At 66.8% G+C, this 25,505-nt stretch carries 17 protein-coding genes; 11 read left to right on the plus strand and 6 right to left on the minus strand.

Translation table 11 applies throughout. The annotated features are described in order from the left end of the window. Positions 1-122 precede the first annotated feature (122 nt). The 3 genes from GGR73_RS12325 to GGR73_RS12335 all read right to left on the minus strand — a co-directional run bounded on the left by GGR73_RS12325 (position 123) and on the right by GGR73_RS12335 (position 5,965). Positions 123-3,701, minus strand: a complete 3,579-nt coding sequence (locus GGR73_RS12325) for a PAS domain-containing sensor histidine kinase (protein ID WP_456362952.1) — start codon at positions 3,699-3,701, stop codon at positions 123-125. 362 nt (positions 3,702-4,063) lie between these two features. Next, positions 4,064-4,441, minus strand: coding sequence for a hypothetical protein (locus GGR73_RS12330; RefSeq protein WP_456362971.1), 378 nt, complete (start codon positions 4,439-4,441; stop codon positions 4,064-4,066). Positions 4,442-4,864: 423 nt separating this feature from the next. Next, positions 4,865-5,965 carry a glycosyltransferase gene (locus tag GGR73_RS12335; protein ID WP_104594110.1) on the minus strand — a complete coding sequence of 367 codons (1,101 nt, stop codon included), beginning with the start codon at positions 5,963-5,965 and terminating at the stop codon, positions 4,865-4,867. A 137-nt stretch (positions 5,966-6,102) separates the two neighbouring features. On the opposite strand from GGR73_RS12335, the gene GGR73_RS12340 reads away from it, so the two are divergent. After that, positions 6,103-6,822: a response regulator gene (locus tag GGR73_RS12340; protein ID WP_087962308.1), complete on the plus strand. Its 720-nt coding sequence runs from the start codon at positions 6,103-6,105 to the stop codon at positions 6,820-6,822. Then, on the plus strand, positions 6,819-8,342 hold the full coding sequence (locus GGR73_RS12345; RefSeq protein WP_184457128.1) for an ATP-binding protein: 1,524 nt from the start codon (positions 6,819-6,821) through the stop codon (positions 8,340-8,342). Before GGR73_RS12340 ends, GGR73_RS12345 begins: the two co-directional genes overlap by 4 nt. 135 nt (positions 8,343-8,477) lie before the next feature. Here the strand turns inward: GGR73_RS12345 and GGR73_RS12350 are convergent, their stop codons facing one another. Then, positions 8,478-9,842, minus strand: a complete 1,365-nt coding sequence (locus GGR73_RS12350; protein ID WP_184457130.1) for a glutamate--cysteine ligase — start codon at positions 9,840-9,842, stop codon at positions 8,478-8,480. 291 nt (positions 9,843-10,133) lie between these two features. On the opposite strand from GGR73_RS12350, the gene GGR73_RS12355 reads away from it, so the two are divergent. Together GGR73_RS12355 and GGR73_RS12360 are read left to right on the plus strand one after the other, a co-directional pair. After that, the gene (locus GGR73_RS12355; protein ID WP_024939452.1) at positions 10,134-10,970 is read left to right on the plus strand and encodes a helix-turn-helix transcriptional regulator; all 837 of its coding nucleotides are present in this window, start codon (positions 10,134-10,136) and stop codon (positions 10,968-10,970) included. A gap of 104 nt (positions 10,971-11,074) precedes the next feature. Beyond that, positions 11,075-12,052, plus strand: coding sequence for an MBL fold metallo-hydrolase (locus tag GGR73_RS12360; protein WP_184457132.1), 978 nt, complete (start codon positions 11,075-11,077; stop codon positions 12,050-12,052). A gap of 72 nt (positions 12,053-12,124) precedes the next feature. Here the strand turns inward: GGR73_RS12360 and yihA are convergent, their stop codons facing one another. Beyond that, positions 12,125-12,748: a ribosome biogenesis GTP-binding protein YihA/YsxC gene (yihA, locus tag GGR73_RS12365; protein WP_024939454.1), complete on the minus strand. Its 624-nt coding sequence runs from the start codon at positions 12,746-12,748 to the stop codon at positions 12,125-12,127. A 144-nt stretch (positions 12,749-12,892) separates the two neighbouring features. Here yihA and GGR73_RS12370 point away from each other — a divergent pair, with 144 nt between their 5' ends. The 7 genes from GGR73_RS12370 to betA all read left to right on the plus strand — a co-directional run bounded on the left by GGR73_RS12370 (position 12,893) and on the right by betA (position 21,589). Further along, positions 12,893-13,690 carry a c-type cytochrome gene (locus GGR73_RS12370; RefSeq protein WP_024939455.1) on the plus strand — a complete coding sequence of 266 codons (798 nt, stop codon included), beginning with the start codon at positions 12,893-12,895 and terminating at the stop codon, positions 13,688-13,690. A 97-nt stretch (positions 13,691-13,787) separates the two neighbouring features. Further along, the gene (locus GGR73_RS12375) at positions 13,788-14,438 is read left to right on the plus strand and encodes a thiol:disulfide interchange protein DsbA/DsbL (protein WP_184457134.1); all 651 of its coding nucleotides are present in this window, start codon (positions 13,788-13,790) and stop codon (positions 14,436-14,438) included. Positions 14,439-14,529: 91 nt separating this feature from the next. Beyond that, positions 14,530-15,345 carry a thiol:disulfide interchange protein DsbA/DsbL gene (locus tag GGR73_RS12380; protein WP_016902612.1) on the plus strand — a complete coding sequence of 272 codons (816 nt, stop codon included), beginning with the start codon at positions 14,530-14,532 and terminating at the stop codon, positions 15,343-15,345. A 49-nt stretch (positions 15,346-15,394) separates the two neighbouring features. Beyond that, entirely contained in the window at positions 15,395-16,132 is a 738-nt protein-coding gene (locus tag GGR73_RS12385) for an endonuclease/exonuclease/phosphatase family protein (protein ID WP_024940789.1), read from the plus strand. A gap of 136 nt (positions 16,133-16,268) precedes the next feature. After that, entirely contained in the window at positions 16,269-18,248 is a 1,980-nt protein-coding gene (gene betT / locus GGR73_RS12390; RefSeq protein WP_184457136.1) for a choline BCCT transporter BetT, read from the plus strand. Positions 18,249-18,288: 40 nt separating this feature from the next. Beyond that, complete coding sequence (betB, locus tag GGR73_RS12395; protein WP_024940791.1) at positions 18,289-19,761, plus strand: betaine-aldehyde dehydrogenase; 1,473 nt, start codon at positions 18,289-18,291, stop codon at positions 19,759-19,761. 157 nt (positions 19,762-19,918) lie between these two features. Further along, positions 19,919-21,589, plus strand: coding sequence for a choline dehydrogenase (gene betA, locus GGR73_RS12400; RefSeq protein WP_184457138.1), 1,671 nt, complete (start codon positions 19,919-19,921; stop codon positions 21,587-21,589). An 833-nt stretch (positions 21,590-22,422) separates the two neighbouring features. Here betA and GGR73_RS12405 read toward each other — a convergent pair. Continuing rightward, entirely contained in the window at positions 22,423-25,302 is a 2,880-nt protein-coding gene (locus tag GGR73_RS12405; protein ID WP_054591887.1) for a TonB-dependent receptor, read from the minus strand. Between the last annotated feature and the right edge of the window lie 203 nt (positions 25,303-25,505).

The raw sequence follows: 25,505 nt of genomic DNA on the forward strand, positions 1-25,505 counted from the left end.
CATCCAGGCGTCCGCAGCTCCTCGCCCCTTGCTGCTGCACGGCGGCGGATTCGGCCCGCCGGCCGCCGCCGCCGCACTGCAGCACGCCATTGGCGGGCATGTGCAGGCGCAACACGCGCCCGTCAGCTGTCGTCGCTGTCCAGACGCATGCTCTGCGATACCGGCAGCTCGATGGTGCAGCGCACGCCGTCCGGCCCCAGCGCGTAGGTCGTCTCGGCCTGCAGCTGGTACGGCAACGCGCGTTCGATCAGCTCGCGCCCATAGCCGGAGCCCTGCGCCGCTTCGCCAGGCGCCGGCATATGCACACCGGTCTCGCTCCACTCGATATGCAGGCGGGTGCCCTTGGCGGTACCCAGCAGGCGCCAGCGCACCCGCAACTGGCCGCCGGCCTGTGCAAGTGCGCCGTACTTGTTGGCATTGGTCGCCAGCTCATGCAGGGCCAGCGCAAAGGTCTGCACGGTGCTGGAGCGCAGACGCACGCCGGCGGGGCCGTCCAGTGTCACGCGGTCGCCTTGGCCTTGCGCATCGATCGCGCCCATGGCCGACAGCTCGACCCGGATCAATTCGTCGAACAGGATACGATCGCCCTCGTTCAGGCGCGACAGCAGGCCCTGCACGCGCGCCAGGGCATCCAGGCGATCGTTGTAGATCAGCGCCAGCTCGGCGATGGTCTTGCTGCTGCGCTGCGTGCGATTGAAGACCACACGCACCACACCCATCAAATTACGCGTGCGGTGCTGCAGCTCGGCCAGCAACACCTGCTGGCGATCTTCCCACTGCCGTCGTCGGGTCACGTCCTGGCCGATCTTGAGATAGCCCAGCGGCTCGGCGCTGCCATTGCGCAGCGGCCGCGTTGCGCCTTCGATGAAGACGTGCCGGCCATCCTTGCACTGATGCCAGCGCACATTCGGCGCGCCGCCGGTGTAATGCGCCTGCTCGATCTCGCGCTGCGGCACGCCGGTCAGGCGATCTTCGGCAACGAAGGTCATCGCGATGTGTTGGCCGATCGCCTCTTCCGCGGTCCAGCCGAACACAGCCTCCGCTCCCGGTGGCCAGGTCTGGATGTGTCCGCGCGTATCGGTGGTAAAGATTGCGTAGTCGAGCGCGCTCTCCAGAATCACCCGGTAGCGCTCCTCGCTTTCGAGCAGCGCGCCCTGTGCACGCGCACGCTCCAGCGCTGCCCAGGTGCGCTCGGCGGTTTCCTCTGCCAGAAGGATCTCGGCGGCATTCCAGTTGCGTGCGCTGCGTTGATTGACCACGAAGGTCGCCACCAGCCGGCCGTCCCTGATCAGCGGCACCACGATCAGCGCAGCGATCTGGTTGCCCAGATAGGCCGCGCGCTGATCGTCGGGCAATGCAGGATCGGTGGCGGCATCGCGCACCACCCAGGTCTGCGCGTCGAGCAGCCAGGGCATCGGCCAGTCGGTCAACGCGAAACGACGTGCATGACTGGTTTCATCGGGCTGATGCCAGTCGCGCTCGACCACGTACTGCTGCGCCCTGGCATCCACCTCGACGTAGTAGGCGCGGCCGACGGCCAGATGCTCGCCCAGCACGCGCGCGGCCTCGCCCTGGATCGCAGCCGGATCGGACAGCGGCCGCAGCGCGTCGGAGAGTTTCAGCAGGAAGGCATTGCGGTCCTGCACCTCGCGCAGCGCCGCTTCTGTGAGCTTGCGGTCGGTGATGTCGAGCACGAACTCGAAGCCGGTGCCGTCGGGCAAGCGCTTGGACGCAAACAGGGCCCAGCGCCGGGTTCCGTCCTTGCACAGGTATTGGCGCTCATACGGTGTGGCGCTGCCCTTGGTCCTGAGTTCCTCGAACGCCCGCTCGCACAGGTCCCTGGCTTCGGGTGGGGTCAGCGCCTGCCAGGAGAGCGTGCCCGCTTCCACGTCGGCACGGCTGTAGCTGCTCATTTTCAGGAAGGTGTCGTTGGCATCGGTGAGGCGGCCGCCCATGTCGAAGTAGGTCGCACCGACGGTTTCGATCGTCAATGCGGTGCGGAAGCGTTCTTCGCTGGCACGCAGCCGCGCGTCGGCGCGTTTCTTGTCGGAGATGTCGCGGAAATACACCGACATGCCACCATCGTTGGTGGGATAGATGCTGATATCCACCCAGTACCCCAATGCCGGCGACAAGGCTTCCAGTCTGACCACCTGGCGTGTCTGTGCCGCGCGCACATGCGCCTGATACGGAAGCGACCCGATCGAGTCGGGAAACTGCTCCCACAGCAGGTTTCCCAGCAATTGGTCGCGCGAACGCCCCCACAGCAGCTCGGCTTTCTGGTTGATGTAGGTGAAGCGCCCCTGTGCGTCGACGCCATAGAAGGCATCGGAAATACTTTCAAGGATGTCGCGATTGCGCTCGGCAAGCGCGCCCACTTCCGTCTGCACCTGGCGCTGCACCGTGACGTCCTGCACCACCGCAACGCCACCGGTCACACCATCCTCTTCGCGCAGCGCCACCGCGGTGATGCGCAACCAGCGCTGCGCAGTGTCACGGGGATCGAGGAAATCCACCGGCATGGTCGCATCTTCGCCACGCAGCGCACGGGCGCAGGGAAATTCCTCGATCGCAACCGCCCGCCCCTGCTGCTCGACCCCGGCCCACGGTTGCTCCTGCAATGACTCGCGCGAGGGCACCCGCTCTGCCAGCTGCTCACGCAGTTGTGGATTACGGTAGGTGAAGCGGCCTTGCGTATCGAACAGGCCGATTCCGATCGGAACCTGATCGAGCACATAGGTCAGCCGCGCCTCGCTTTCGCGTAGATGTTCCTCGGCCTGCTTGCGCGCGGTAACGTCGGCGCCGGCACCGAACCACTCGGTGATGCGCCCGTCCGCATCCAGTGCCGGTACCGCCTTGGTCGCCATCCACGCAATGCTGCCATCGGCGCGTCGCACCCGGTGCTCGAACACGATCGCGCTGCGCGCGCGGATCCCTGCATCGATCCTGCTCCGCACCAGCGCCTGATCCTCTGCAGGGATGTAATCCATGATCCAGGAACGGCTGGTCGCCATCGCATCGGCAGTGCGTGCGCCGGCGTTCAGCTGGTGCATCTCGTCCCAGTCGGCGCTCATGCGGTAATGCACCTCGGAACTTGCCGCCGACAGCGCGGCCAGCCGCGACTCGCTCATGCGCAAGGCCAGCTCGCCGCGATGGCGCTCGATGTAGTCGGCAGCCGTCCATGCGAGCAGTTCGAGCAATCTGAGTTCGTGCTCCGCAGGCCGATACGGCACCGTGAACTGGGTCCCGAGCAATCCCAGCAAGCCACCGGCACGGTTGAACAACGGAGTGAACTGGGCAGCACGGATGCCGCTGCACAGCGCGGCCTCGTAATCGGGCGTTCCCTTCAACGGGGTGAAGGTTTCGATGTCCTCGATCACCAACTGCCGGCGTTCGCGCCGCACGGTGTCGCAGGTCGCCTGGAAGCCGTCCTTCAGGAACTGCTGGACGAATGCGCTGCGTTCGTCATGTCCGCGATAGACACGCAGCTCCATCTCGCTGTTGTGTGCACTGACCAGTTGCACACAGCCGCAGTCGGTACGCGCGAAGGCACAGGCAAGCGCGGTGATCTCCTGCAGCGCGATGCGCGCATCGGCCTGTGCCGCCAGGCTGACCTGCAGGGCATGCAGGCGACGCATGCCGGAAAGCTCGTCCCGCAGCGCCGCGTTGTCCTGCATGGTGTCGTCGGGCACGGCACTCATCGTGTCCGGCTCTTGCCTGCACGCATCGTCGTCGATCATTCGTACCGGGTGAGCCCACACAGTGGGCAATCGATGGCGAAGAGCTTGTCAGTAGCGTGCTCGACACTGCCGAGTGTCATCGAGTGCCTGGCGTACGGATAGGACCCGGCTGAAGCATCACGGAGGGAAATCGCTTCAGTCGGCCTCGCGACTGCCTGGCGATTGTCAGAGGATCCAGGTAGAGGCCGCCAAGCGCGGCCAGTGTCCGCTTCGTCCGGATTCCGCAATGCATCGTGCAGGGCGACCGCCGCTCCTGCGCAACTCACTCCAGCTGCAGCGTCGCCGCCAGCAGCTGGAACCGCCGGGCGGCGTGATCAGCACGATCAGCCATGCCGCGGCGGTGGCGCGAAACCTTCGGCCTCCAGGCATTGCGACAGCGCGGGCGGAGGCGGGCCAAGGGGCGGCGCGTCAGGCGCAGGCAACGCGATGCCTTGCGCGGTGGCACAGGCCTGCAACGCGGCGTCGAAGTCGGGATCGTGGGGTGGCGGACCATGTGGTTCGCCAGGCCCGTGCGGGCCATCGGGCGCCGGGCCGTCGCGCCAGGGCTCGCCGGGCATCGGCGTTGGCCAGCTCACGCCGTTGCTGGCCAGACAGCGCTCAAACGCACTGCGGTCCATGCCTTGCGTGGGCGCATCCGGATGCGGCGTGGCCGCAGCTGCCGGGGGCGATGCGATTCCCTGCTCACGAGCACAGGCCTGCATCGCGGCCAGATCGCTCGCACTCGGTGGTAGTGGTGGTGGCGGACCACGCTGCGCCTGCGGTGGCGCGGGCGGAGGCGGTGGCCCGCCGGAAGGCGCGCCGCAGAAACTGGCGCAGCCGCCCAGGCCGAGCACTGCGAGCAATGCACTGATGGCAACGGCTGTGGAGCGTGTCTGGACCATTGTCGATCTCCCTGGCTGGATGGCGCATGCGCGTACTGCACGCACATGGCAATGGCGGGCGATACCCGCTTGGTCAGGGAGAGCGTTGCATCGTGATATGTCGTGCATTTGCCGCTGCGCGCCGATCGCTGGCGTGCACCGTCATGCAGCGTGCAAGACCTGGGACCACGCCAGCACCGTGCTGCATCCAACACGCCGGGGCTTTGTCAGAGCGGTGACCCGGCCAAGCCAGGGGCTAACGCATCAATTTTCGACGACCGCCTGGGCCACGTCCGTGGCGACCTCCGCCGCATCTGCCGGCAACGACGCCAGCACCGCATTGCGAAAGCGCGCGGCGAACGCGGCATCGTTGGCCTGGTAGAACGCCCGCGCGTTGGCAGACAGCTGATCCAGCTGCGCCTGCGACAAGGCCAGCGCGGTTTCCACCGCCTGCGCAATGCCCGCCGCGTCCACGAAGTAGTACGACGCCAGACGCCGCTGGTGCACCTCGGCCACCGGAATCAGCACGCCGTGCTCGGGCCTGACCAGTTCGTTCATCGGCTCACCGTCGGTGGCCAGCGTCACCGCGCCCACGCTCAGCGCTTCCATCAGGTAATGCCCGAAGCCTTCGGCCTCGGATGGGCACAGATGGAACAGGTGCGCGTTCTGCAGGCGGCGCAGTTCGGCGTCGTCGAGATAACGGACGCGGTGGTCGATGTTCGGCGCCACCACCGGCTTGCCGGCCGTGCGCGGATTCTGCACCACCGTCAGCAGCGGCCATTCCGGATGCCGCTGCCAGGTCTCCAGCAGCACACGGGTGCCCTTGGCGGTGCTGCGCCCGGCCAGATGGAAGAACGCACGCTGACGCACGACCTGTGCGTCGTAGCGATCCGGGCTGGTGAAGCCGATGAACCGCGTGGTGCAGCCCAGACTGCGGAAAATCCGCTCCGCGTGATGGGTCTTGCACAACACCGCGTCGAACTGCGGCAGCCGCGGCAGCCACTTGGGCAGCAACCATTCCGGATTGGGCACCAGCAGGTTGGTCTGGCCCAGCGGCAGGCAGCGCGCATACACGCGCTCGGAAAAGATCTGCACCGGCACCCGCCCGAACAGCGCGCGACTGGCCCACAGACGGGCTTCGCGTGCGGTGTCGTGCAGCCGCTGACTGGTGAAGCCCACTTCCTGCACCGGTATGCCGCCGGCACGCAGCGTCTGCGCCATCAGCACCATGTCCCGGGTCAGGCCCACGCCGTTGTCGCGGCTGATCACCCGCATCATCGGAAACGCCTTGTCATGCGTACACTCGCCATTGCTACGGCACAGTGTCGATGGCCCGGTTTCCTGCGCGATGTCCCGTTCTGTCATGTTGCGTCACACGTGTGCCAAAGGTTGACAAATTCAATCATTATGATGCGTGCTCCAGCCCTGCAACTGCGAGCACCATGTACCCGGTCGCCACCACCCTGCGCGGGCCAAGCTCCGCGCCACCGACGATGATCTCCATGGACATGCAACAACCCTGCGTTCTTGTGGTCGACGACGACCCGGACCTGCGCAAGCTGATCGGCGAGTTCCTCAGCGCCCACGGCTACCAGGTGGACGTTGCCGAAAACGTGGCGGAGATGCGCAAGAGCATCGCCCAGCGCCGCCCGGACCTCATCGTACTCGACGTGATGATGCCTGGAGAAGACGGCCTGAGCGCGGCGCGGGCGCTGGCCAGCGAGCGCGGTTCACCTGCGGTCATCATGCTCAGCGCGCTGGGCAACGACACCGACCGCATCATCGGCCTGGAAGTGGGCGCCGACGATTACCTGGCCAAACCCTGCAATCCGCGCGAACTGCTGGCGCGGGTACGCGCCCTGCTGCGCCGCAGCCAGGCCAGCAGCGAGCAGGCCGACCACCGTGGCAATGTCTACGAGTTCGCCGGTTGGCGGCTGGACGTGGTGCGGCGCGACCTGCGTGACCCCACCGGCATCTTCATCAACCTGTCCGACGGTGAGTTCGCGCTGCTGCGTACCTTCGTCGAGCATCCGCAGCGGGTGCTCAGCCGCGACCAGTTGCTGGACTACGCCCGTGGCCGCGATACCGACGTCTACGACCGCGCCATCGACAGCCAGATCAGCCGCCTGCGCCGCAAGATCAACGAGCGCGTGCATACCGAGTTGATCCGCACCGTGCGCAACGAGGGTTACATGCTGCTGCCGGGCGTCTCGCGTCTGTGAGCAAACCGGCACGTCGCGGGCTGTCGATCTTTGCCCGTACCTTCGTGTTGCTGGCGGTGGCACTGCTCACCGCCCAGGCGGTCGGCATCGCCCTGCTGGTGATGCGCACCCCGGTCTACGAGCCGCCGGTGCATCCGCCGGAGGTGGTGGCGCTGCTGTCCACGCGTATGCCGGCCGGCACCCAGACCCTGACGGTGCACGAATCGGCCCAGGCCCCGCTGCCGCCGGCAGGCCAGGTGCGCGACGGGTTCGCCGAAATGCTGCTGGCCCATTGGCTGGATGTCCCCGAGCAGCGCGTGCGCTTCTACCGCAGCGCCGACGATCGCCAGGGCCCGCGCATCGGCATGTCCCCACCGCCGCGCATGCCTGGCCAATCGCAGGCATTCGGGGCCGATGATGGCGATGCCAGTTACGCCGGCAACCGCCACGAGGCCTTGCAGCGCTCGCCGCCGGCGCCAGGCGACTGGCCGCGCGAGCGCCCCCCCGGTGCCCCGCCGTTCGGCAATGGACTGCGTCCGGACGACAGCCCCGGCGCCTGGGAAAGCGAGCGCCTGACCCCGGGCGTGCCCTTGCTGGACGGCTTCACCGCCGCGCTGCAACAGCCCGATGGCCGCTGGCGCACGGTCGAATCGCCACCGCGGCGGCTGTCGGCCGAGTTCAAGACCCATGTGGTGCTGCTGTTCCTGGCCGGCCTGCTGGCCAACGTCCCGCTGGCGTGGTGGTTCTCGCGTGCGTTGTCGGCGCCGATCAAGCGCTTTGCCGAAGCCGCCGACCGGCTGGGCCGCAACCCGGATGCTGCCGCACTGCAACGCAGCGGCCCACCGGAGATCGTGCGCGCGGCCGATTCGTTCAATGCGATGCAGGCCCGCCTGAACCGCCTGATCAACGAACGCACCCACATGGTGGCGGCGATCGCGCACGACCTGCGCACGCCGCTGGCGCGCCTGTCGTTCCGCCTGGACGGCCTGCAGCCGCCGTTGCGCGACAAGGCGCTGGCCGACATCGACGAGATGAAGGCGATGATTTCCGCCGCGCTGGATTTCATCCAGAACGATCGCCACCGCGGCAAACGCGCGCCGCTGGACCTGCGCCTGCTGGTGGAAAGCGTGGTCGACAACGCCACCGACATCGGCGCCGATGCCGAACTGCTGCCCGGCCCGGCGATCACCCTGGATGGCGACCCGCTGGCCTTGCGGCGCGCAGTGATGAACCTGCTGGAGAACGCGCTGAAATACGGCAAGCGCGCGCGCCTGCAACTGCAGCGCGACGGCGAAGAGGGCGTGCTGTGGATCGACGACGACGGCCCCGGCATCGACCCGACCCAGCGCGAACAGCTGCTGTTGCCGTTCGTGCGTGGCGAGTCCTCGCGCAATCGCGACACCGGCGGCATCGGGCTGGGCTTGTCGGTGGCGCACAGCATCGTGCTGGCGCATGGCGGCGACCTGCGCCTGGACAACCGTGCAACAGGTGGCGGCCTGCGGGTGACGGTGCGCCTGCCGTGCATGCCGGAGCGGCGCTAGGGCCGGGTTGGAGCACGTTATCCCGCCCGCAGGCTCGGCGGTGCAGGCCGGCGCGTATCCGGGAATTCACGCCTGCACACGACGATCCGCGCGATCGATCAGCCGCGCGCGACCACTGCTGCGATCAGCAAGCGCTCAATACGCAAACTCGCGGAACACGCGATCGACGTCGCCCTTCCATGCACCGTGATACAGCGCCAGCTTGCGCTCGGCGGCGGTAACACCGCTCTCGGCGATCTCGGCGATCACATCCACAAAGCCGGTTTCGTCCTGACCATCGGCATTCAGGCGCGCACGCCGACGCAGGCCCTCGCGGGCGATCTTGACCGCTTCCACCGCTAGGTCGCGCACCGTGCCATTGCGGAACGGCAGGCCGAGCGCATGCTTGGGCACGCCGTCGCGCAGCGCGTGGCGCTCGGTGGTGCTGAAATCCTTGACCAGATCCCAGGCCGCATCCAGCGCGGTGTCGTCGTACAGCAACCCCACCCAGAACGCCGACAGCGCGCACAGGCGGTCCCACGGGCCGGCGTCGGCGCCGCGCATTTCCAGGTACTTCTTGAGGCGCACTTCCGGGAATGCGGTGGTCATGTGGTCCGACCAGTCGCGCAGCGTCGGCAACGCACCCGGCAATGCCGGCAACTTGCCCTGCATGAAGTCGCGGAAGCTCTGCCCACTGGCATCGACATAGACACCGTCGCGGTAGGAGAAATACATCGGCACATCGAGCAGGTAATCGACATAGCGCTCGTAGCCGAAGCCGTCCTCGAACACGAAGTCCAGCATGCCGGTGCGGTCGGCGTCGGTGTCGGTCCAGATGTGCGAGCGGTAGCTGAGGTAGCCGTTCGGCTTGCCTTCGGTGAACGGCGAATCGGCGAACAACGCGGTGGCGATCGGCTGCAACGCCAGCGACACGCGGAACTTCTTCACCATGTCCGCTTCGGTGGCGTAATCCAGGTTGACCTGCACCGTGCAGGTGCGGGTCATCATGTCCAGGCCGAGCGAGCCGACCTTGGGCATGTAGTTCTTCATGATCTGGTAGCGGCCCTTGGGCATCCACGGCATTTCATCGCGGCGCCACTTGGGCTGGAAGCCCATGCCCAGGAACCCCAGCTGCAACTCACCGGCCACCTGCGCCACCTCGTCCAGATGGGTGCCGGTTTCCACGCAGGTGTGATGCAGGGTTTCCACTGCCGCGCCCGACAGTTCCAGCTGGCCGGCCGGCTCCAGCGTCACCGAGGCGCCGTCGCGCAGCAGCGCGATGGTGTGGCCGTTTTCCTGCACCGGCTCCCAGCCGAAGCGGGTCAACCCGGTCAGCAGCGCCTGGATGCCGCGCTCGCCTTCGAACGTGGGCGCGCGCAGGTCGTCGAGCTGGAAGCCGAACTTTTCGTGCTCGGTGCCGATCCGCCAGTCAGCACTGGGCTTCTCGCCGGAGGCCAGCACCTGGACCAGCTCCGCGCGTTCGGTGATCGGCGTTTCGGCAACGTGGCTGGGACTCGACAAGGGCAGGCTCGCAGGAAAATTTAGGGGAACGATGTGGGGGTCCTCCCCTGCCACCGCAAGGCCCGCACTATAACCGCAGGGCATGGAAAGAATTGCTGCCATCGGCCGGGTCTGAGATTTCCATCCATGCGCACGGCGTGGCCGCGGCAGCCGAGGCCGGGCGTGACGGAGGCGCAGTGGGTCGCAACCGTCCAGGCTGAAACTGGACACCCGCAACTTCCCGCAGGCGCGGATGCACGGCGTTTGATCGTCCTCAGCCGCGCAGCCGCGATCCTGTAGCATCGCCCGGCCATGACCGTTGCGCCCACACCCACCGACGCCCTGCTCGCGCAGATGGCCAGCCTGCTGCACTGCGAGCGCGCCGAGGGGTTTGCCTGCGTGAGTGCGCGGCGCGAACACGGGGCGCGCTCGGTGGATCTGACCCAGGCGCAGTTCGCGATGGTGCTGCAGGGCCGCAAGCAGGTGCGCAGCGCGACCCAATCGCTGCAGTTCGTGCCGGGCGATCTGTTCCTGGTGACGCGCCGCTGCCGCATCGATGTGATCAACACGCCCGACCCGCAGACCGGGCTCTACCTGAGCGTGGTGGTCCCCCTCTGCGAAGAGGCGCTGGCCGCTGCACGCGCGTTGTGGAACGAGCCGCTACCCGAGGCCGGCGCCGACATCGCGCAACTGCCGGCGATCGATTTCGCGCTGACGCTGCGGCAATGGCGCGATGCGCTGCAGCACGGCCTGTATACCGAAGCACGCCTGGCGCTGGCCGCACTGGTCGTCACCCTCTGCCGCCGCGGCCACGGCGGCCTGTTGCTGCCGCCGGCGCCAAGCGTTGCCGAGCAGGTGCGTACGCTGATCACCGCGCAACCGCAGCGGGCGTGGCGCTCGCGCGATATCGAGGACAGCCTGGGCATCAGCGGCGCCACCTTGCGCCGGCATCTGGCCGCCGAACACCGCTCGCTGCGCGAACTGATCACCGACGCGCGGCTGGCGCACGCCATGGCCTTGCTCTACAGCACGCGCTGGCCGCTCAAGACCGTGGCCGCGCGGGCCGGCTATCGCTCTACCCGCAGCTTCAGTCAGCGCTTCCAGCAGCGCTACGGGCTGGATCCGGCCAGCATCGGCAATAGCCGCTAGATCGCCGACGCGAGCGCTTCGCGCAGCGCAATGAGCGAATCGCGCAGGTCGCCGCGGCCAGCATGACGACACCGCGGCGCTTGCCGCCTGTCCTGGAGTTGCTCATGTCTGTTTTTTCTGCCCTGCGTCCGCTGGCGCCGCTGTTGCTCGCCGCAAGCGCCACGCTGGCGCACGCCGCTGCGCCCGCATCCACCCACGCACAGGTCCCCGGCTTCTACCTGCAGCGCATCGGCACGCTGCGCGTCACCGCCTTGTTCGACGGCAGCGTGGCGTTGACGCGGCAACAGCTTTCCAACGTGGCCCCGGCAGAGCGCGACCGCCTGCTCGCGCAGGGCTACGTGCCCGAAGACGGCAAGGGGCTGCAGACGGCAGTCAACGCCTATCTGATCCAGGACGGCAGCCACCTCAGCCTGGTCGATACCGGTACCGCGCAGTGCCTGGGGCCCGGCCTGGGTCAGGTGCTGAGCAACCTGCGCGCCGCCGGTTACCACCCCGCCCAGGTCGACGATGTGCTGCTCACCCACGCGCATCCGGACCACCTGTGCGGGTTGCTCGATGCACAGGGCAGGCCGGCCTTTCCCAACGCCACGGTGTGGCTGTCCGAGGCCGATGCCGCGTACTGGCTGGACCCGGCCTCGGAGGCCGGTGCCGCGCCGACGCTGCAGTTCGCCTTCTCGCTGGCACGCGCGGCCGTCGCGCCGTATCAGGCCCAGGGTCGGCTGCGCCGCTTCCAGCCCGGCATCAGCGCATTGCCGGCCGGCATCACCGCGCTGGACAGCCAGGGCCACACGCCCGGCCACGTCTCCTATCGCTTCGACGGTGGCGCCGGCAACACCGTGCTGGTGTGGGGCGACGTGCTGCATTACCACGCCGTGCAGTTTGCCCGGCCGGACGCCTCGTTCGAGGCCGACAGCGACCGCAGCAAGGCGATCGCCTCACGGCGTCGCCTGCTGGCGCAGGCCGCCGACGGCCGCTGGTGGGTGGCCGGCGCGCATCTGCCGTTCCCAGGGCTGGGTCATGTGCGCCGTGAGGGCAAGGCGTTCGCCTGGGTGCCGACCGAATTCGGCGCCGTGCCGCAATGAAAAAACGGCGAGCCCTGGCTCGCCGTCCTGATGCTCTGAAGGCCAGGCGTCATGCGCCAGGCCCGGCCCGGCTCACTCCGCGGCAGGCGCCGCGACGTCCAGGCCCAGCCAGCCGCCGACGATGCCGCGCAACTCGTCCACGCCCTGGCGCGACTCGCCGGAGTAGGTCTGCACGGTCACGCTGTCGCCGAAGCGCGAGGTCACTTCCTTCTTGACCTTCTGCAGCGTCTGCATCTGCTGGCCACGGCCGAGCTTGTCGGCCTTGGTCAGCAAACCATGCGCGGGCAGGCCACGCTCGGCCGCATAGCCGAGCATCTGCAGGTCGTAATCCTTGAGCGGATGGCGGATGTCCATCACCACCACCAGCCCGCGCAAGGCTTCGCGGGTGCGGAAATAGCGGTCGATGAAGGCCTGCCAGTGCGCCTGCAGGTCCTGCGGCACCTTGGCGTAGCCGTAACCGGGCAGATCCACCAGATAGCGCTCGGGCTGGATCTGGAAGAACACCAGCTGCTGGGTGCGGCCGGGGGTCTTGGACACCCGGGCCAGTGCGTTCTGGCGGGTCAGCGCATTGAGCGCGCTGGATTTTCCGGCGTTGGAGCGGCCGGCGAAGGCGACCTCGTAGCCGCCATCGTCGGGCAATTGCCGGGCGTTGTGGGCGGACAGGTGGTAGCGGGCTTGTTCGATAAGGAGCGACATCTCCCTAGGATCGCACGTTCGGGGCCTGACGGTTTTGCTGCACTGTTCGTTGACCCTGGCGCAAAGGCGTGTCGATAATCGAAGCACGCCTGCCACAGCCAGCACCCAACGCGCGCGGGCCGGGTCCATACGGAGCTTTAGCTGATGCGCCATGCTCGTGTGCTAGTCCTCGCCGCCCTCGCCGTGCCGGTCATCGCCGCCGTGGCGTTTGCGCAGTCGGCGGTCACGCCGATCCCCGATCCGCCGCCGGTGCGCATCGCCCCGCTGGAGGTGGACCTGTCCAAGACCACCTGGGGCGATGCCAAGGCCGGTCAGACCAAGGCCGCCGCCTGCGCGGCCTGCCATGGCCCGGACGGCAATCCGGCGGTGGCCATGTACCCGCGCATCGCCGGCCAGACCGAGCGCTACGTGGCGCACCAGGTCGCCTTGATCGCCAGCGGCGAGCGCAATACCGGCATGTCGGCGGTGATGGTGCCGTTCGTCAAGGACCTCACCGCGCAGGACATGCGCGACCTGGGCGCCTACTTCGCCACGCAGAAAGCCGCTGCCGGGGTGGCCGACGATGCGGTGGTCAACGAGGGGCCGTACCAGGGCCTGAAGTTCTACCAAGTCGGCGAGAAGCTCTACCGCAGTGGCGATGTCGCGCGCGGCGTGCCGGCCTGCATGGCCTGCCATGGCCCGTCCGGCAGCGGCAATCCGGGCCCGGCGTATCCGCGCCTGGGCGGCCAGCATGCCGAGTACGTGGCGCGGCGCCTGAAGGAATACCAGGCCGGCACCACCCAGGAGCGCAACCCGGCGCTGTTCAATATCATGGCGCAGGTGGCGCACCCGCTGACCGAGCAGGAGATCCAGGCGCTGGCCAGCTATCTGCAGGGTCTGCACGACCGCGCCGACGATGCCGCCGCCGCGCAACTGCCCGCAGCAACGCCCGCCCGCTCATGAGCTGACCGCCGCAACCGCCACAGCGTGTCACGACGCCGGTCCCGCGACCGGCGTCGTCGTTTCCCGCCCTCCCCCTTCCCACCCCCACGGAGCCTGCATGAATCTGCTTTCCCGCCTGTCCCTGCTGTTGTTGCTGTTGATGCCGCTGGCGGCCTGTGCCGCCGACAAGAACGCCCCGCCGGTCGAAGGCGACGACTACATCGTCATCGACGGCGGCCAGCCGTTCGCGCCGCTGGCCGGCAAGGTGGAAGTGGTCGAGGTGTTCGGCTACACCTGCCCGCACTGCGCGCACTTCGAGCCGACCCTGGAGGCCTGGGTGGCCAAGCAGCCGTCGTATGTGCGCTTCACCCCGGTGCCGGCGGCCTTCGGCGGGTTCTGGGATGCCTTCGCGCGTGCCTACTTCGCCGCCGACATCCTGGGCGTGGCCAAGCGCAGCCATCGCGCCATGTTCGAGGCGATCCACGAAAAGCAGACCGTGCCGACCCAGAACGTCGCCCCGGAGGAACTGGCCTCCTTCTACGCCGGCTACGGCGTGCCGCAGCAGCGCTTCATCGAGACCTACAAGAGCCAGGCGGTCGACACCAGGCTCGATGCCGCGCGCGAGTTCGCCAAGCGCAGCAAGCTGCCCGGCACCCCGGCGATCATCGTCAACGGACGCTATCTGATCGGCGCGCGCAACTACCCGGACATGCTGCGCGTGGCCGACTACCTGATCGCCCGCGAACACGCTGCGCCTGCCAAGCGCTGAACCGCGTAACCGCCACCGACGGCCGCCCGTGGCATCATGCGCCCCGCGGCCGTCCGGCCCTTTCCTCGCCCCACGCTGGAGATCCAATCCGATGAAGACCCGCTTCGCCCTGACGCTGATGGCGCTGCTGCCGATCCTGGTCGCCTGCAAGGCCCAGGACGGCTCGTCCGACACCGCACCTGCCGCCACCACGCCGGCTGCCGAAACGGCACCTGCTCCGGCCGCTGCCACGCCGGCCGCCGATCCCGCCGCACCGCCTGCAGTTGGCGAGAGCGCCAGCACCCCGCCGGCCGCCGCCCCCAGCGCCGCACCGCGCGCGCCGAACGGCCCCGAGCCGGTCGCCGGCACCGACTATCTGGATATCGAAGGCGGCCAGCCGTACCAGCAGGCCGCCGGCAAGATCGAAGTGGCCGAGGTCTTCGGCTATGTCTGCCCCGCCTGCAACGCGTTCCAGCCGCTGATCGGGCCGTGGAAGGCCGGCCTGCCGTCGGACGTGCACTTCGTCTACGTGCCGGCGATGTTCGGCGGCCCGTGGGACGACTACGGCCGTGCGTTCTACGCCGCCGAAACCCTGGGCGTGCAGGAAAAGACCCACGAAGCGCTGTACAAGGCCATCCACACCGAACAGACCCTCAAGGGCGAGCGCGGCAAGGATTCGGTGCAGGACATCGCCGCGTTCTACGCCAAGTACGGCGTGGACCAGAAGACCTTCATCGACACCATGAGCAGCTTCGGCGTGTCGGCCAAGACCAACCGCGCCAAGCAGTTCGCCACCCGCAGCAAGCTCACCGGCACCCCGTCGCTGATCGTCAACGGCAAGTACCTGGTCAAGGGCCAGAGCTTCCCGGACATGCTGCGTATCGCCGATCACCTGATTGCGCGCGAACGCGCCACGCTGGCCAAGTGATCCTGTCGATCGCCGCCCTGTGAACGCTTCGGATTCGCGCACCCTGCGGGTGCTGACGGCCAATATCCAGGCTGGCTCCAGCACCCGCCGTTACAGCGATTACGTCACGCGCAGCTGGTCGCATGCGTTGCCGCTGGGCAGCAAGCGCACCAGCCTGGACAGCATTGCCAAGCTGGCCGGCGAGCGCGACATCGTCGGCCTGCAGGAGGCCGACCCGGGCAGCCTGCGCTCGGGTTTTACCAACCAGACCCACTATCTGGCCGAGCGCGCCGGCTTCCATTACTGGAGCCACCAGCCCAACCGCCGCATGGGCGGGGTGGCCTCCAGCGCGAATGGTTTGCTCAGCAAGCTGGAACCGCTGGAAGTGCAGGACCACGCCCTGCCCGGCCGGATCGGCGGGCGCGGCATCCTGCTGGCCAAGTTCGGGCAGGGGCGCGAAGGCCTGGCGGTGGCGGTGGCGCATCTGTCGCTAGGCGCCAATTCGCGCATGGCGCAGCTGGCCTTCATCGCCGAGTTGCTGTCCGAGCATCCCAACGCGATGTTGATGGGCGATTTCAATTGCATGGCCGACCGGCCGGAAATGCAGGCGCTGTACCGGCACACGCGGTTGCAGCCGCCGAGCTGCGAAGTGCATACGTTTCCGAGCTGGCGTCCGGACCGGGCGATCGACCATATCCTGGTCAGCGACAGCCTGACCATCGAGCATATCGAAGCGATTCCCGCCGCGTTCTCCGACCATCTTGCGGTGGGCATGGATATCCGCGTGCCGCTGCAGCTGCTGCGCTAGCCACCCCGCAAAGTGGCTACGGGTTCGCACTGGCGGACTCGACCGATGACACCCCCTCGACACCGCCTGTGCGATAACGCAGGCGGTTTCTCGTTGGGAGCACAGCACGTGATACGCGTCATATGAGTGTGTCGGCATGAGTGCGGTTGAGCCGCAGCTGTTGCCGGTGCGCACCCTGCGCCCGGTGTTCGTGCTGGCGGCCACGGTGGTGTGTACGTTTGCGTTGTTGGTGTCGTTGTTTCCGCTTGAAGCGGGCCGCGTGCTGCTGGACGCGCAGACCTGGGCCTCGCGTAATGTCGGCTGGTACTACCTGCTGGCGATGACGGTGTATCTGGTGTTCGTGCTTGGCGTGGCCTTGTCCAGCTACGGCAACATCAAGCTCGGCGCCGATCACGACGAGCCGGAATTCAGCTATCTGTCCTGGGCCGGCATGTTGTTCGCCGCGGGCATCAGCATCACGCTGTTCTTCTTCTGCGTCTCCGAACCGCTCACCCATTACCTGCAACCGCCACAGGGCGGCACCGGCAGCGGCGAAGCCTCTGCACGGCAGGCGATGCAGCTGCTGTTCCTGCATTGGGGACTGCATGGCTGGGGCGTGTTCGCGCTTGCAGCGATGGCGCTGGCGTATTTCGCATTCCGCCACAACCTGCCGCTGGCTCTGCGCTCGGCGCTGTATCCGCTGATCGGCAAGCGCATCAACGGACAGATCGGCTATACCGTGGATGCGCTCGGCATCGTGGCGACCGTGTTCGGCCTGGGCGCGGACATGGGCTTTGGCGTGCTGCATCTCAACGCCGGCCTGAGCACCTTGATGGGTGTGCCGCATACCCATTGGGTGCAGGTCGCGCTGATCGTGGCGATGATGGGCGCGGCGATCGTGGTGGCGGTGTCCGGCGTCGAAAAAGGCGTGCGCTGGATGTCGGACATCAACATGCTGCTGGCGATCGCGCTGCTGCTGTTCATGCTGTTCGCCGGCCCCACGCAGTATCTGCTCAACGCGCTGATCCAGAACCTGGGCGACTACCTGGGCAGTGTGGTCAACAAGAGTTTCGATGTGTACGCCTACGGCGGCCGCAGTGACTGGCTCGGCAACTGGACGGTGTTCTACTGGGCGTGGTGGATCGGCTGGGCGCCATTCGTGGGCCTTTTCATCGCGCGTATTTCGCGCGGCCGCACCATTCGCGAATTCGTGCTCGGCGTGTTGCTGATACCGCTCGGTTTCACCCTGGCGTGGCTGTCGATCTTCGGCAACAGCGCGCTGGACCAGTTACTGCATCACGGCCAGGGCGCGCTGGCGCAACAGGCCATCGATGCGCCGCAGACGGTGCTGTATTCGCTGTTGCAGGGCTACCCGTGGAGCCGCACGGTGATCACGGTGACGGTGGCGATCAGCTTCGTGTTCTTCGTGACCTCTGCCGATTCCGGCACGGTGGTGCTGTCCACGCTGTCCTCGCACGGCGGCGAGCCGCACGACGATGGCCCTCGCTGGCTGCGCGTGTTCTGGGGTGTGCTCACCGCGGTGGTGACCGGCGGCCTGCTGCTGGCCGGCAGCATGGACGCATTGAAATCGGCCGTGGTGCTGGCCTCGCTGCCGTTCTCTGCGGTGTTGCTGCTGATGGCCTGGGGCTTGTCGCGCGCGCTCAGCGAAGAATCGCAACGCAAGCGTGCGCAGCTCTACAGCCCCAGCCCGCTGATCGGGCAATCGCGGCATCACCGCGGCTGGCGTCAGCGCCTGGGCCAGGCGATGCATTTCCCGGCGCGCGATGAGGTCTATCGCTTCATGCACGACCAGGTGCGCCCGGCGATTGAAGCGGTCACCGCGCAACTGCAGGAAGAAGGCTGGCAGGTCAGCAGTCGGCTGGACGACGACGACATGGAAATCAGCGTCGACCATGGCGAGCAGCAGGGCTTCCGCTACCAAGTGGTGATGCGCGGCTACCTGACGCCGTCTTTCGCCGCGCAACGCCTGCGCAACCAACGCTATTACCGCGCCGAAGTGTATCTGTACGAAGGCAGCCAGGATTACGACCTGGTCGGTTACAGCCGCGAGCAGATCATCAACGACATCATCGATCAATACGAGCGTCACCTGCAGTTCCTGCATCTCACTCGCTGAGGTGCCGCCGCTGCCGCGTGCGCCCCACAGGAGGTTTGTCATGCCACGTTTTCCCGACCAGTTGCTGTATATCGGCGGCCGTTACGTTCCCGCCCGCGGCGGCCACACCTTCGAGGTGGTCAACCCCGCCACCGGCGAGGTGCTGGCCAATGTGCACAACGCCGGTGCCGACGACCTGGATGCCGCGGTCGACAGCGCCACGGCCGGCCAGCAGCAATGGGCGGCACTGACCGCGGTGGAACGCTCGCGCATCCTGCTGCGTGCGGTGGCGCTGCTGCGCGAGCGCAACGATGCGCTGGCCGAGCTGGAAACGCTCAACACCGGCAAGCCGCTGAGCGAAACCCGCAGCGTGGACATCGTCACCGGCGCGGACGTGCTGGAGTACTACGCCGGGGTGGCGCAGGCGCTGCAGGGCGCACAGGTGCCGCTGCGCGAAGGCAGCTTCTTCTACACGCGGCACGAGCCGCTCGGCGTAGTCGGCGCGATCGGCGCGTGGAATTACCCGATCCAGATCGCGCTATGGAAGGCCGCGCCCGCGTTGGCGGCCGGCAACGCAATGATCTTCAAACCCAGCGAAGTGACACCGCTGACCGCACTCAAGCTGGCCGAACTCTTCACCGAGGCCGGCCTGCCCGATGGCGTGTTCAACGTGCTGCCCGGCGACGGCGCCAGCGTGGGCACCGCGCTCACCGAACACCCGCAGATCGAAAAGATCAGCTTCACCGGCGGCACCGCGACCGGGCGCAAGGTGATGGCCAGCGCCTCGAGTTCGTCGCTGAAAGACGTGACCATGGAACTGGGCGGCAAGTCACCCCTGATCGTCTGCGCCGACGCCGACCTGGATCTGGCCGCCGACATCGCGATGATGGCCAACTTCTACAGCTCCGGGCAGGTCTGCACCAACGGTACGCGCGTGTTCGTGCCGCGCGCGCTGCGCAACGCCTTCGAGGCGCGGCTGCTGGCACGCGTGCAACGCATCCACATCGGCGACCCGCTGGACGCGCGCACCACCTTCGGCCCGCTGGTCAGCGCCGCGCACATGCAGCGCGTGCTGGACTACATCGAACAGGGCAAGGCCGAGGGTGCGCGCCTGCTATGCGGTGGCGAACGTCTGCGCGATGGCGCGCTGGCACAAGGTTGCTATGTCGCACCGACCATCTTCAGCGACTGCACCGACGTGATGACCATCGTGCGCGAGGAGATCTTCGGACCGGTGCTGAGCCTGCTCACCTACGACGACGAAGACGAAGCGATCGCGCGCGCCAATGCCACCACCTACGGCCTGGCCGCAGGTGTGGTGACGCCCGACCTGGCGCGCGCGCATCGGCTGATCCATCGCCTGCAGGCGGGCATCTGCTGGATCAACACCTGGGGCGAGTCGCCGGCAGCGATGCCGGTGGGCGGCTACAAGCAATCCGGCGTGGGTCGCGAGAACGGCCTGGCCACGCTGCAGGCCTATACCCGCACCAAATCCATCCAGGTCGAACTGGAACGCTACGCGTCGGTGTTTTGACCGGCCGACGCCACCTGGCAGGCCGTCGCCGGCGATACCGGCGAGCTGCGCGAGCTGAAGCCTGTAGACCGCGCTGCCATTTCGAACAAGAACAGCTGCCCACTGCGCAATCGTCTTGAAAGCCGCTTCACACCGGCACCGCAACAAGGAGAACCCCATGCAACGCGAATACGACTACATCATCATCGGCGCCGGCTCGGCAGGTAACGTGCTGGCCGCGCGCCTGACCGAAGATCCGGGCGTCAGCGTGTTGCTACTGGAAGCCGGCGGGCCGGATTACCGGCTGGATTTCCGCACCCAGATGCCGGCGGCGCTGGCGTTCCCGTTACAGGGCCGTCGCTACAACTGGGCCTACGAGACCGAGCCGGAGCCGCATATGGACAACCGACGCATGGAATGCGGGCGCGGCAAGGGATTGGGTGGCTCGTCGTTGATCAACGGCATGTGCTACATCCGCGGCAATGCACTGGATTTCGACCATTGGGCCAAGCGGCCGGGTCTGGAAGACTGGAGCTACCGCGACGTGTTGCCGTACTTCCGCAAGGCCGAGACGCGCGACATCGGCGCCAACGATTATCACGGCGGCGAAGGCCCGGTCAGCGTGGCCACGCCGAAGAACGACAACAACGTGCTGTTCCATGCCATGGTCGACGCCGGCGTGCAGGCCGGTTATCCGCGCACCGACGATCTCAATGGCTACCAGCAGGAAGGCTTCGGGCCAATGGACCGCACGGTGACGCCGCAGGGCCGCCGCGCAAGCACCGCGCGTGGCTATCTGGATATGGCACGTCCGCGCGATGGCCTGCACATCGTCACCCACGCCACCACCGACCGCATCCTGTTTGCCGGCAAGCGCGCGATCGGCGTGCATTACCTGGTCGGCAACAGCAGCGAGGGCATCGACGCGCATGCGCGCCGCGAAGTGCTGGTGTGTGCTGGCGCGATTGCCTCGCCGCAGCTGCTGCAACGCTCCGGTGTCGGCGCGCCCGATCTATTGCGCGCACTCGACGTGCAGCTGGTGCACGACCTGCCCGGCGTCGGCCAGAACCTGCAGGACCACCTGGAGGTCTATATCCAGTACGCCTGCACCAAGCCGGTGTCGTTGTATCCGGCGCTGCAATGGTGGAATCAACCAGCCATCGGTGCGGAGTGGTTGTTCGCCGGCACCGGCACCGGGGCCAGCAACCAGTTCGAGGCCGGCGGCTTCATCCGCACGCGCGAAGAATTCGACTGGCCCAATATCCAGTATCACTTCCTGCCGGTGGCGATCAATTACAACGGGAGCAATGCGGTGAAGGAACACGGCTTCCAGGCGCATGTGGGCTCGATGCGCACCCCCAGCCGCGGGCGCGTGCATGCCAAGTCGCGCGACCCGCGCCAGCATCCGTCGATCCTGTTCAACTACCAGTCCACCGATCAGGACTGGCAGGAATTTCGCGATGCGATCCGCATCACCCGCGAGATCATTGCCCAGCCCGCACTGGATGCCTATCGTGGCCGTGAAATCAGCCCGAGCGCGGACTGCAGGACCGATGCCGAGCTGGACGCCTTCGTGCGCGCACGCGCAGAGACGGCGTATCACCCGTCCTGCTCCTGCGCGATGGGCACCGATGACATGGCGGTGGTCGACGGACAGGGCCGCGTACACGGCATGGAGGGCCTGCGGGTGATCGATGCCTCGATCATGCCGCGCATCATCACCGGCAACCTCAACGCCACCACCATCATGATCGCCGAGAAGATCGCCGACCGCATGCGTGGCCGCACGCCACTGCCGCGCAGCACCGCCGACTACTACGTGGCCGGCGATGCGCCTATGCGCGGGTGATGCGAGAAAACGCGGTGCGCCCCCCTGGGTGGAGTGCGCGGTGCCCTCACCGCTCGCGGGACACGACCTAAACCTGTCGCTGGGGCCTCGGTGACGGCAGCCATGCCGCCACACGGTCTTGCAATCGGTAAGGACACCGCACCAAAGAGCTTGCAGGTTGTTTGTTGAAAGCCATGCACACCAACCATCTTCGATGGTCCTTGCCCGCTCACCGTCGCGGGACCTTACGCGGCATGGATGCCGCGTAAGAGCCTACATGGACGTACTTGCGGCGTGTCCCGCGATGGTGGGCGGGCAAGGGCCCTGCAGCGAGGTCACAGATCAACCGCTCTGCAATTGATCTATCCGCACTCTCCAAGCACTTCAAGACAACCGAGATTTCGGGTAGTAGCGTCCTGAGATGCAGTCAAACGCTAGCTAGTCGGGTGCGCGGCGCCCTCACCGCTCGCGGGACACGCCGCAAGTACGTCCTTGTAGGCTCGGTGGCGGCATCCATGCCGCCACACGGTCCCGCAATCGGCGAGGACACCGCACTAGAGAGTGGATCGGTGGTCGTGTGAAAAGCTGCTTGTTACTCGGATTGAATCGGGAAGCTGATCGGATGCGCCATTACCGAGCAGCGCACGTCGTGCATTGCTCGCAGCCATGCACACCGACCAACTCGACGGGTCCCTGCCCGCTCACCGTCGCGGGACCTTACGCGGCACGGATGCCGCGTAAGAGCCTACAGGGACGTACTTGCGGCGTGTCCCGCGAGGGTGGGCGGGCGAGGGCCCTGCAGCCAAGCCGCAGATCAGCCGCCCTCCGCTTTACGACCGACCCGACCTGATGGACTAAAACTTCAAGTCGACCCGCGCATACCAGAAGCGCCCGCCGGGAATGTCGTAGGTGGAGGCGTCGTAGCCATTGAGTGAGCACGACAGGCAGAGCGGCGGGTCCTTGTCGAAGACGTTGTTCAAGCCGGCCGTGAGCTGCAGCCCCTTGAGCCAATCGACGCGATAACCCAGCTGTGCATCGTGGTAGGTGATCGCATCCAGGCGATTGGTGCCTGTGGCAGGATCGGAACACACCGCAAATTCCACCGCATCGCCGCATTGCTCGGTGAGTTTGGAGATGTGGCGCGCCGTCCACGATGCGGTCCAGTTGCCCAGCGACCAGTCCAGTACCGCGTTGCTGGTCCACTCGGGGATCGCGCTGTCCACCACTTCGATGCCCGGCCCCTGCGGCTGGCGCTGCCCTGCCGCACCGAGTGCCTCGTAGCGGCCCACAAAGGTGTTCTGCCAGGACAACTTGAATCGCCCCAACCCAGTTTCCGGCAGCGTCCAGAACAGGTCCACATCCCAACCGTCGGTCTTGATCGAACCGAGATTGGTCAACCGGTTGTTGAATGCATTGATGCCGCCGGTGGAGGCGCGCCCGATGCCATTGCAATACAGCGCGTCCAGGGTATCCACGCACAAATCCAGCTGGGTTTGCGCATTGATCGCCTGGATCGCGCCATCGACATGATGGCGATAGAACGTCATCTCCAGGTCGAGGCGGTCGGACCAGCTGGCATTGCTGGCAAAGCCAGGACTGAACACAAAGCCGGCACTGAAGCTGCGCGAACGTTCCGGATCCAGTTGCTCGTTGCCGCCGGTGGTGACCGAGATCTGCTGGTTGGCCTGTTGATAGCCGGCCGGCACACCGAGCGATGCGCAGTTCGCGGCGCTGCCGCGCGGCGCGGTGCCGCCCAGCCCGATCGAACACGGATCGGACAACTGCAGATCGGCGCGCGCGGCCGAACCGAACAGCTCGCCGATGGTCGGCGCACGGAAGCCCTCTGCATAACTGGTGCGCAGCACCAGCTCATCGGTGACCTGCCAACGCAAGCCGTATTTTGGCGTGAACTCGCCACCGAAAGTGGAGTAATCCGAATAACGGCCGGCGATATTCAAGTCGAGTTTGTCGCCCAACGACGCATTGGCGAAGATCGGGATATTGAGCTCGAGATAGGCCTCGTTGACGTCGTAGCTGCCTGACGTCGGCAACGACGGCACGCCGTTGTAGCGCCCCGCCACGGTGAGCGGGTCGGGTTGGTAGGACCCTTCGTATTTGCGGTATTCGTAGCCGGTGGCGAACGACACCGCACCACCGGGCAGCTGGAACAGCTCGCTGCTCAGATTGGCGGTGAACAGGCTCAACTCGTTCTGGCTGCGGTCGCGCACCACCGGCTGGATCCAGCGCAACATCTCCGGCGTGATGCTGCCGGCGCCGCTGAAGATATCCAGTGGCACGCAGCCGGCCACCGCCGCGCACGCGGCCGGATCGCCCAGGCCAAGGTTGATGTTGTAGAGGTTGTAGCTGCCGTAGTTGGTCTGTTCGGCCTTGTTCTTGCTGTACATGCCGTTGATGTCCCAGAACCAGGTGCGCGCCGCACCTTCGAAGGTGCCCACCAGACCGGTGCCGAAGTATTGCGTGTCGACCTGCTGCTCGAAACGGCGCGCCCCGCCTTCCACCGGGCGGCGACCGATCTGGATCAGGTTGGTGGCCGAGTTCAACTCGAAGCCGAACGGATTGAACGGATTGAGCGCGGAAATCACGATGTTGTCGGCCAGCGGATTGCCGGTGCCGGCATCGGGGCCGAGAAAGATCGGCTCGGGCGCGGCCTGGTTGGTCGACTCGCGCCGGTTGCCCAGCGCCTTGACGTACCACTGCACGTCGTCGTTGAAGTAATAGCGAAATTGCGCAAACACGCCCTTGCGCTCGGACGGTGTCAGCAACAGGTTCTGTTCGGCAAAGTTGTAGCGGTCTGCGGTGCCGAAGCAGTGATAGTCATCGCTGCGCGTACAACCGGCGCTGCCATCGTATTGCGGCGTGCCGACGCCGGCATTGGGCGTGAGGTTCTGGCGCACGCCGGTGTTGGGGTCGACGAACTGGAAGCGACCATCGGGCGTTGCCGAGCTGGCAAAGGTCAACCCGGTGCCCGGGATCGGGAAGCGGGCCTGCGCGCGGTCGCGTGCGTAGATCGGATCCTGCTTGACGTAGCTGGCGCCCAAAAACAGGCTGAAATCCTCGCCGCTGGTGCCCCAGGCCAAGTCCATGCCCTGGTTGGCGCCGTCGCCCTTGCCGTACTGCCCGTAGTTGAGCGTGACCTGCGCACCGTCGAAGCTGCGCCGGGTGATGATGTTGACCACGCCGGCAATCGCATCCGAGCCGTACAGCGACGAGGCGCCGTCTTCGAGTACCTCGATGCGCTCCACGATGGCCAGCGGAATGGTGTTGAGATCGGTCGACGAGCCCACGCCGGAGGCCGAAGACTCGTTGACCCAGCGGATGCCATCGACCAGCACCAGCACGCGCTTGGAGCCGAGATGGCGCAGATCCACCTGCGCCGAGCCCGCGCCCACACCGCCGCCATCGGGCGGAAAGCCGAAGTTGCCGGACGAATTGAACTTGGCGTTGAGCGCCGAACCCGACGCGGTGAGTTCCTGCAGCACCTCGCCGATCGAGGTCAGGCCGGTGCGTTCGATGTCGGCGCGGTTGAGCGTCTGGATCGGCACCTGGCCCTGCAACTCTGCGGTCTTGATGCGGGTGCCGGTGACCTGCACGCTGTCGAGCGTGCGCGTACTCGGGGCGGCCTCGGGCTGTTGCGCCCAGGCGAGTGTGGGAACCAGACACAACGACAACTGCACGGCCAGGCATGACCGCGGGGAGCCAATCAGACGCTTCATCCTTTCTCTCTCCAGAAGGACTGCTAAGTGTCCGCACGCCCCCGTGCCCTGCGGTCCGCCCCAACTTTTAAACGAAACCTTAACGCCCCGCAAGCCAACCATGCAGGCAGTGAGAGACGCTTCGCATTGCGCGCCGGGCTGCAGACCACGAGCGCGAGCCGACGAGACGCATCTGCGCCTCGCGGCGCAGGTCGCTGCCGACA

It is taken from the genome of Xanthomonas sp. F14 (genome assembly GCF_014199865.1).

Excerpts from the sequence above, each read along its gene's own strand:
- GGR73_RS12325 (WP_456362952.1), bottom strand. The coding sequence starts at position 3,701 with ATGAGTGCCGTGCCCGACGACACCATGCAGGACAACGCGGCGCTGCGG.
- GGR73_RS12330 (WP_456362971.1), bottom strand. The coding sequence starts at position 4,441 with ATGCAGGCCTGTGCTCGTGAGCAGGGAATCGCATCGCCCCCGGCAGCT.
- GGR73_RS12335 (WP_104594110.1), bottom strand. The coding sequence starts at position 5,965 with ATGACAGAACGGGACATCGCGCAGGAAACCGGGCCATCGACACTGTGC.
- GGR73_RS12340 (WP_087962308.1), top strand. The coding sequence starts at position 6,103 with ATGGACATGCAACAACCCTGCGTTCTTGTGGTCGACGACGACCCGGAC.
- GGR73_RS12355 (WP_024939452.1), top strand. The coding sequence starts at position 10,134 with ATGACCGTTGCGCCCACACCCACCGACGCCCTGCTCGCGCAGATGGCC.
- GGR73_RS12360 (WP_184457132.1), top strand. The coding sequence starts at position 11,075 with ATGTCTGTTTTTTCTGCCCTGCGTCCGCTGGCGCCGCTGTTGCTCGCC.
- yihA (WP_024939454.1), bottom strand. The coding sequence starts at position 12,748 with ATGTCGCTCCTTATCGAACAAGCCCGCTACCACCTGTCCGCCCACAAC.
- GGR73_RS12370 (WP_024939455.1), top strand. The coding sequence starts at position 12,893 with ATGCGCCATGCTCGTGTGCTAGTCCTCGCCGCCCTCGCCGTGCCGGTC.
- GGR73_RS12375 (WP_184457134.1), top strand. The coding sequence starts at position 13,788 with ATGAATCTGCTTTCCCGCCTGTCCCTGCTGTTGTTGCTGTTGATGCCG.
- GGR73_RS12380 (WP_016902612.1), top strand. The coding sequence starts at position 14,530 with ATGAAGACCCGCTTCGCCCTGACGCTGATGGCGCTGCTGCCGATCCTG.
- betT (WP_184457136.1), top strand. The coding sequence starts at position 16,269 with ATGAGTGCGGTTGAGCCGCAGCTGTTGCCGGTGCGCACCCTGCGCCCG.
- betB (WP_024940791.1), top strand. The coding sequence starts at position 18,289 with ATGCCACGTTTTCCCGACCAGTTGCTGTATATCGGCGGCCGTTACGTT.
- betA (WP_184457138.1), top strand. The coding sequence starts at position 19,919 with ATGCAACGCGAATACGACTACATCATCATCGGCGCCGGCTCGGCAGGT.
- GGR73_RS12405 (WP_054591887.1), bottom strand. The coding sequence starts at position 25,302 with ATGAAGCGTCTGATTGGCTCCCCGCGGTCATGCCTGGCCGTGCAGTTG.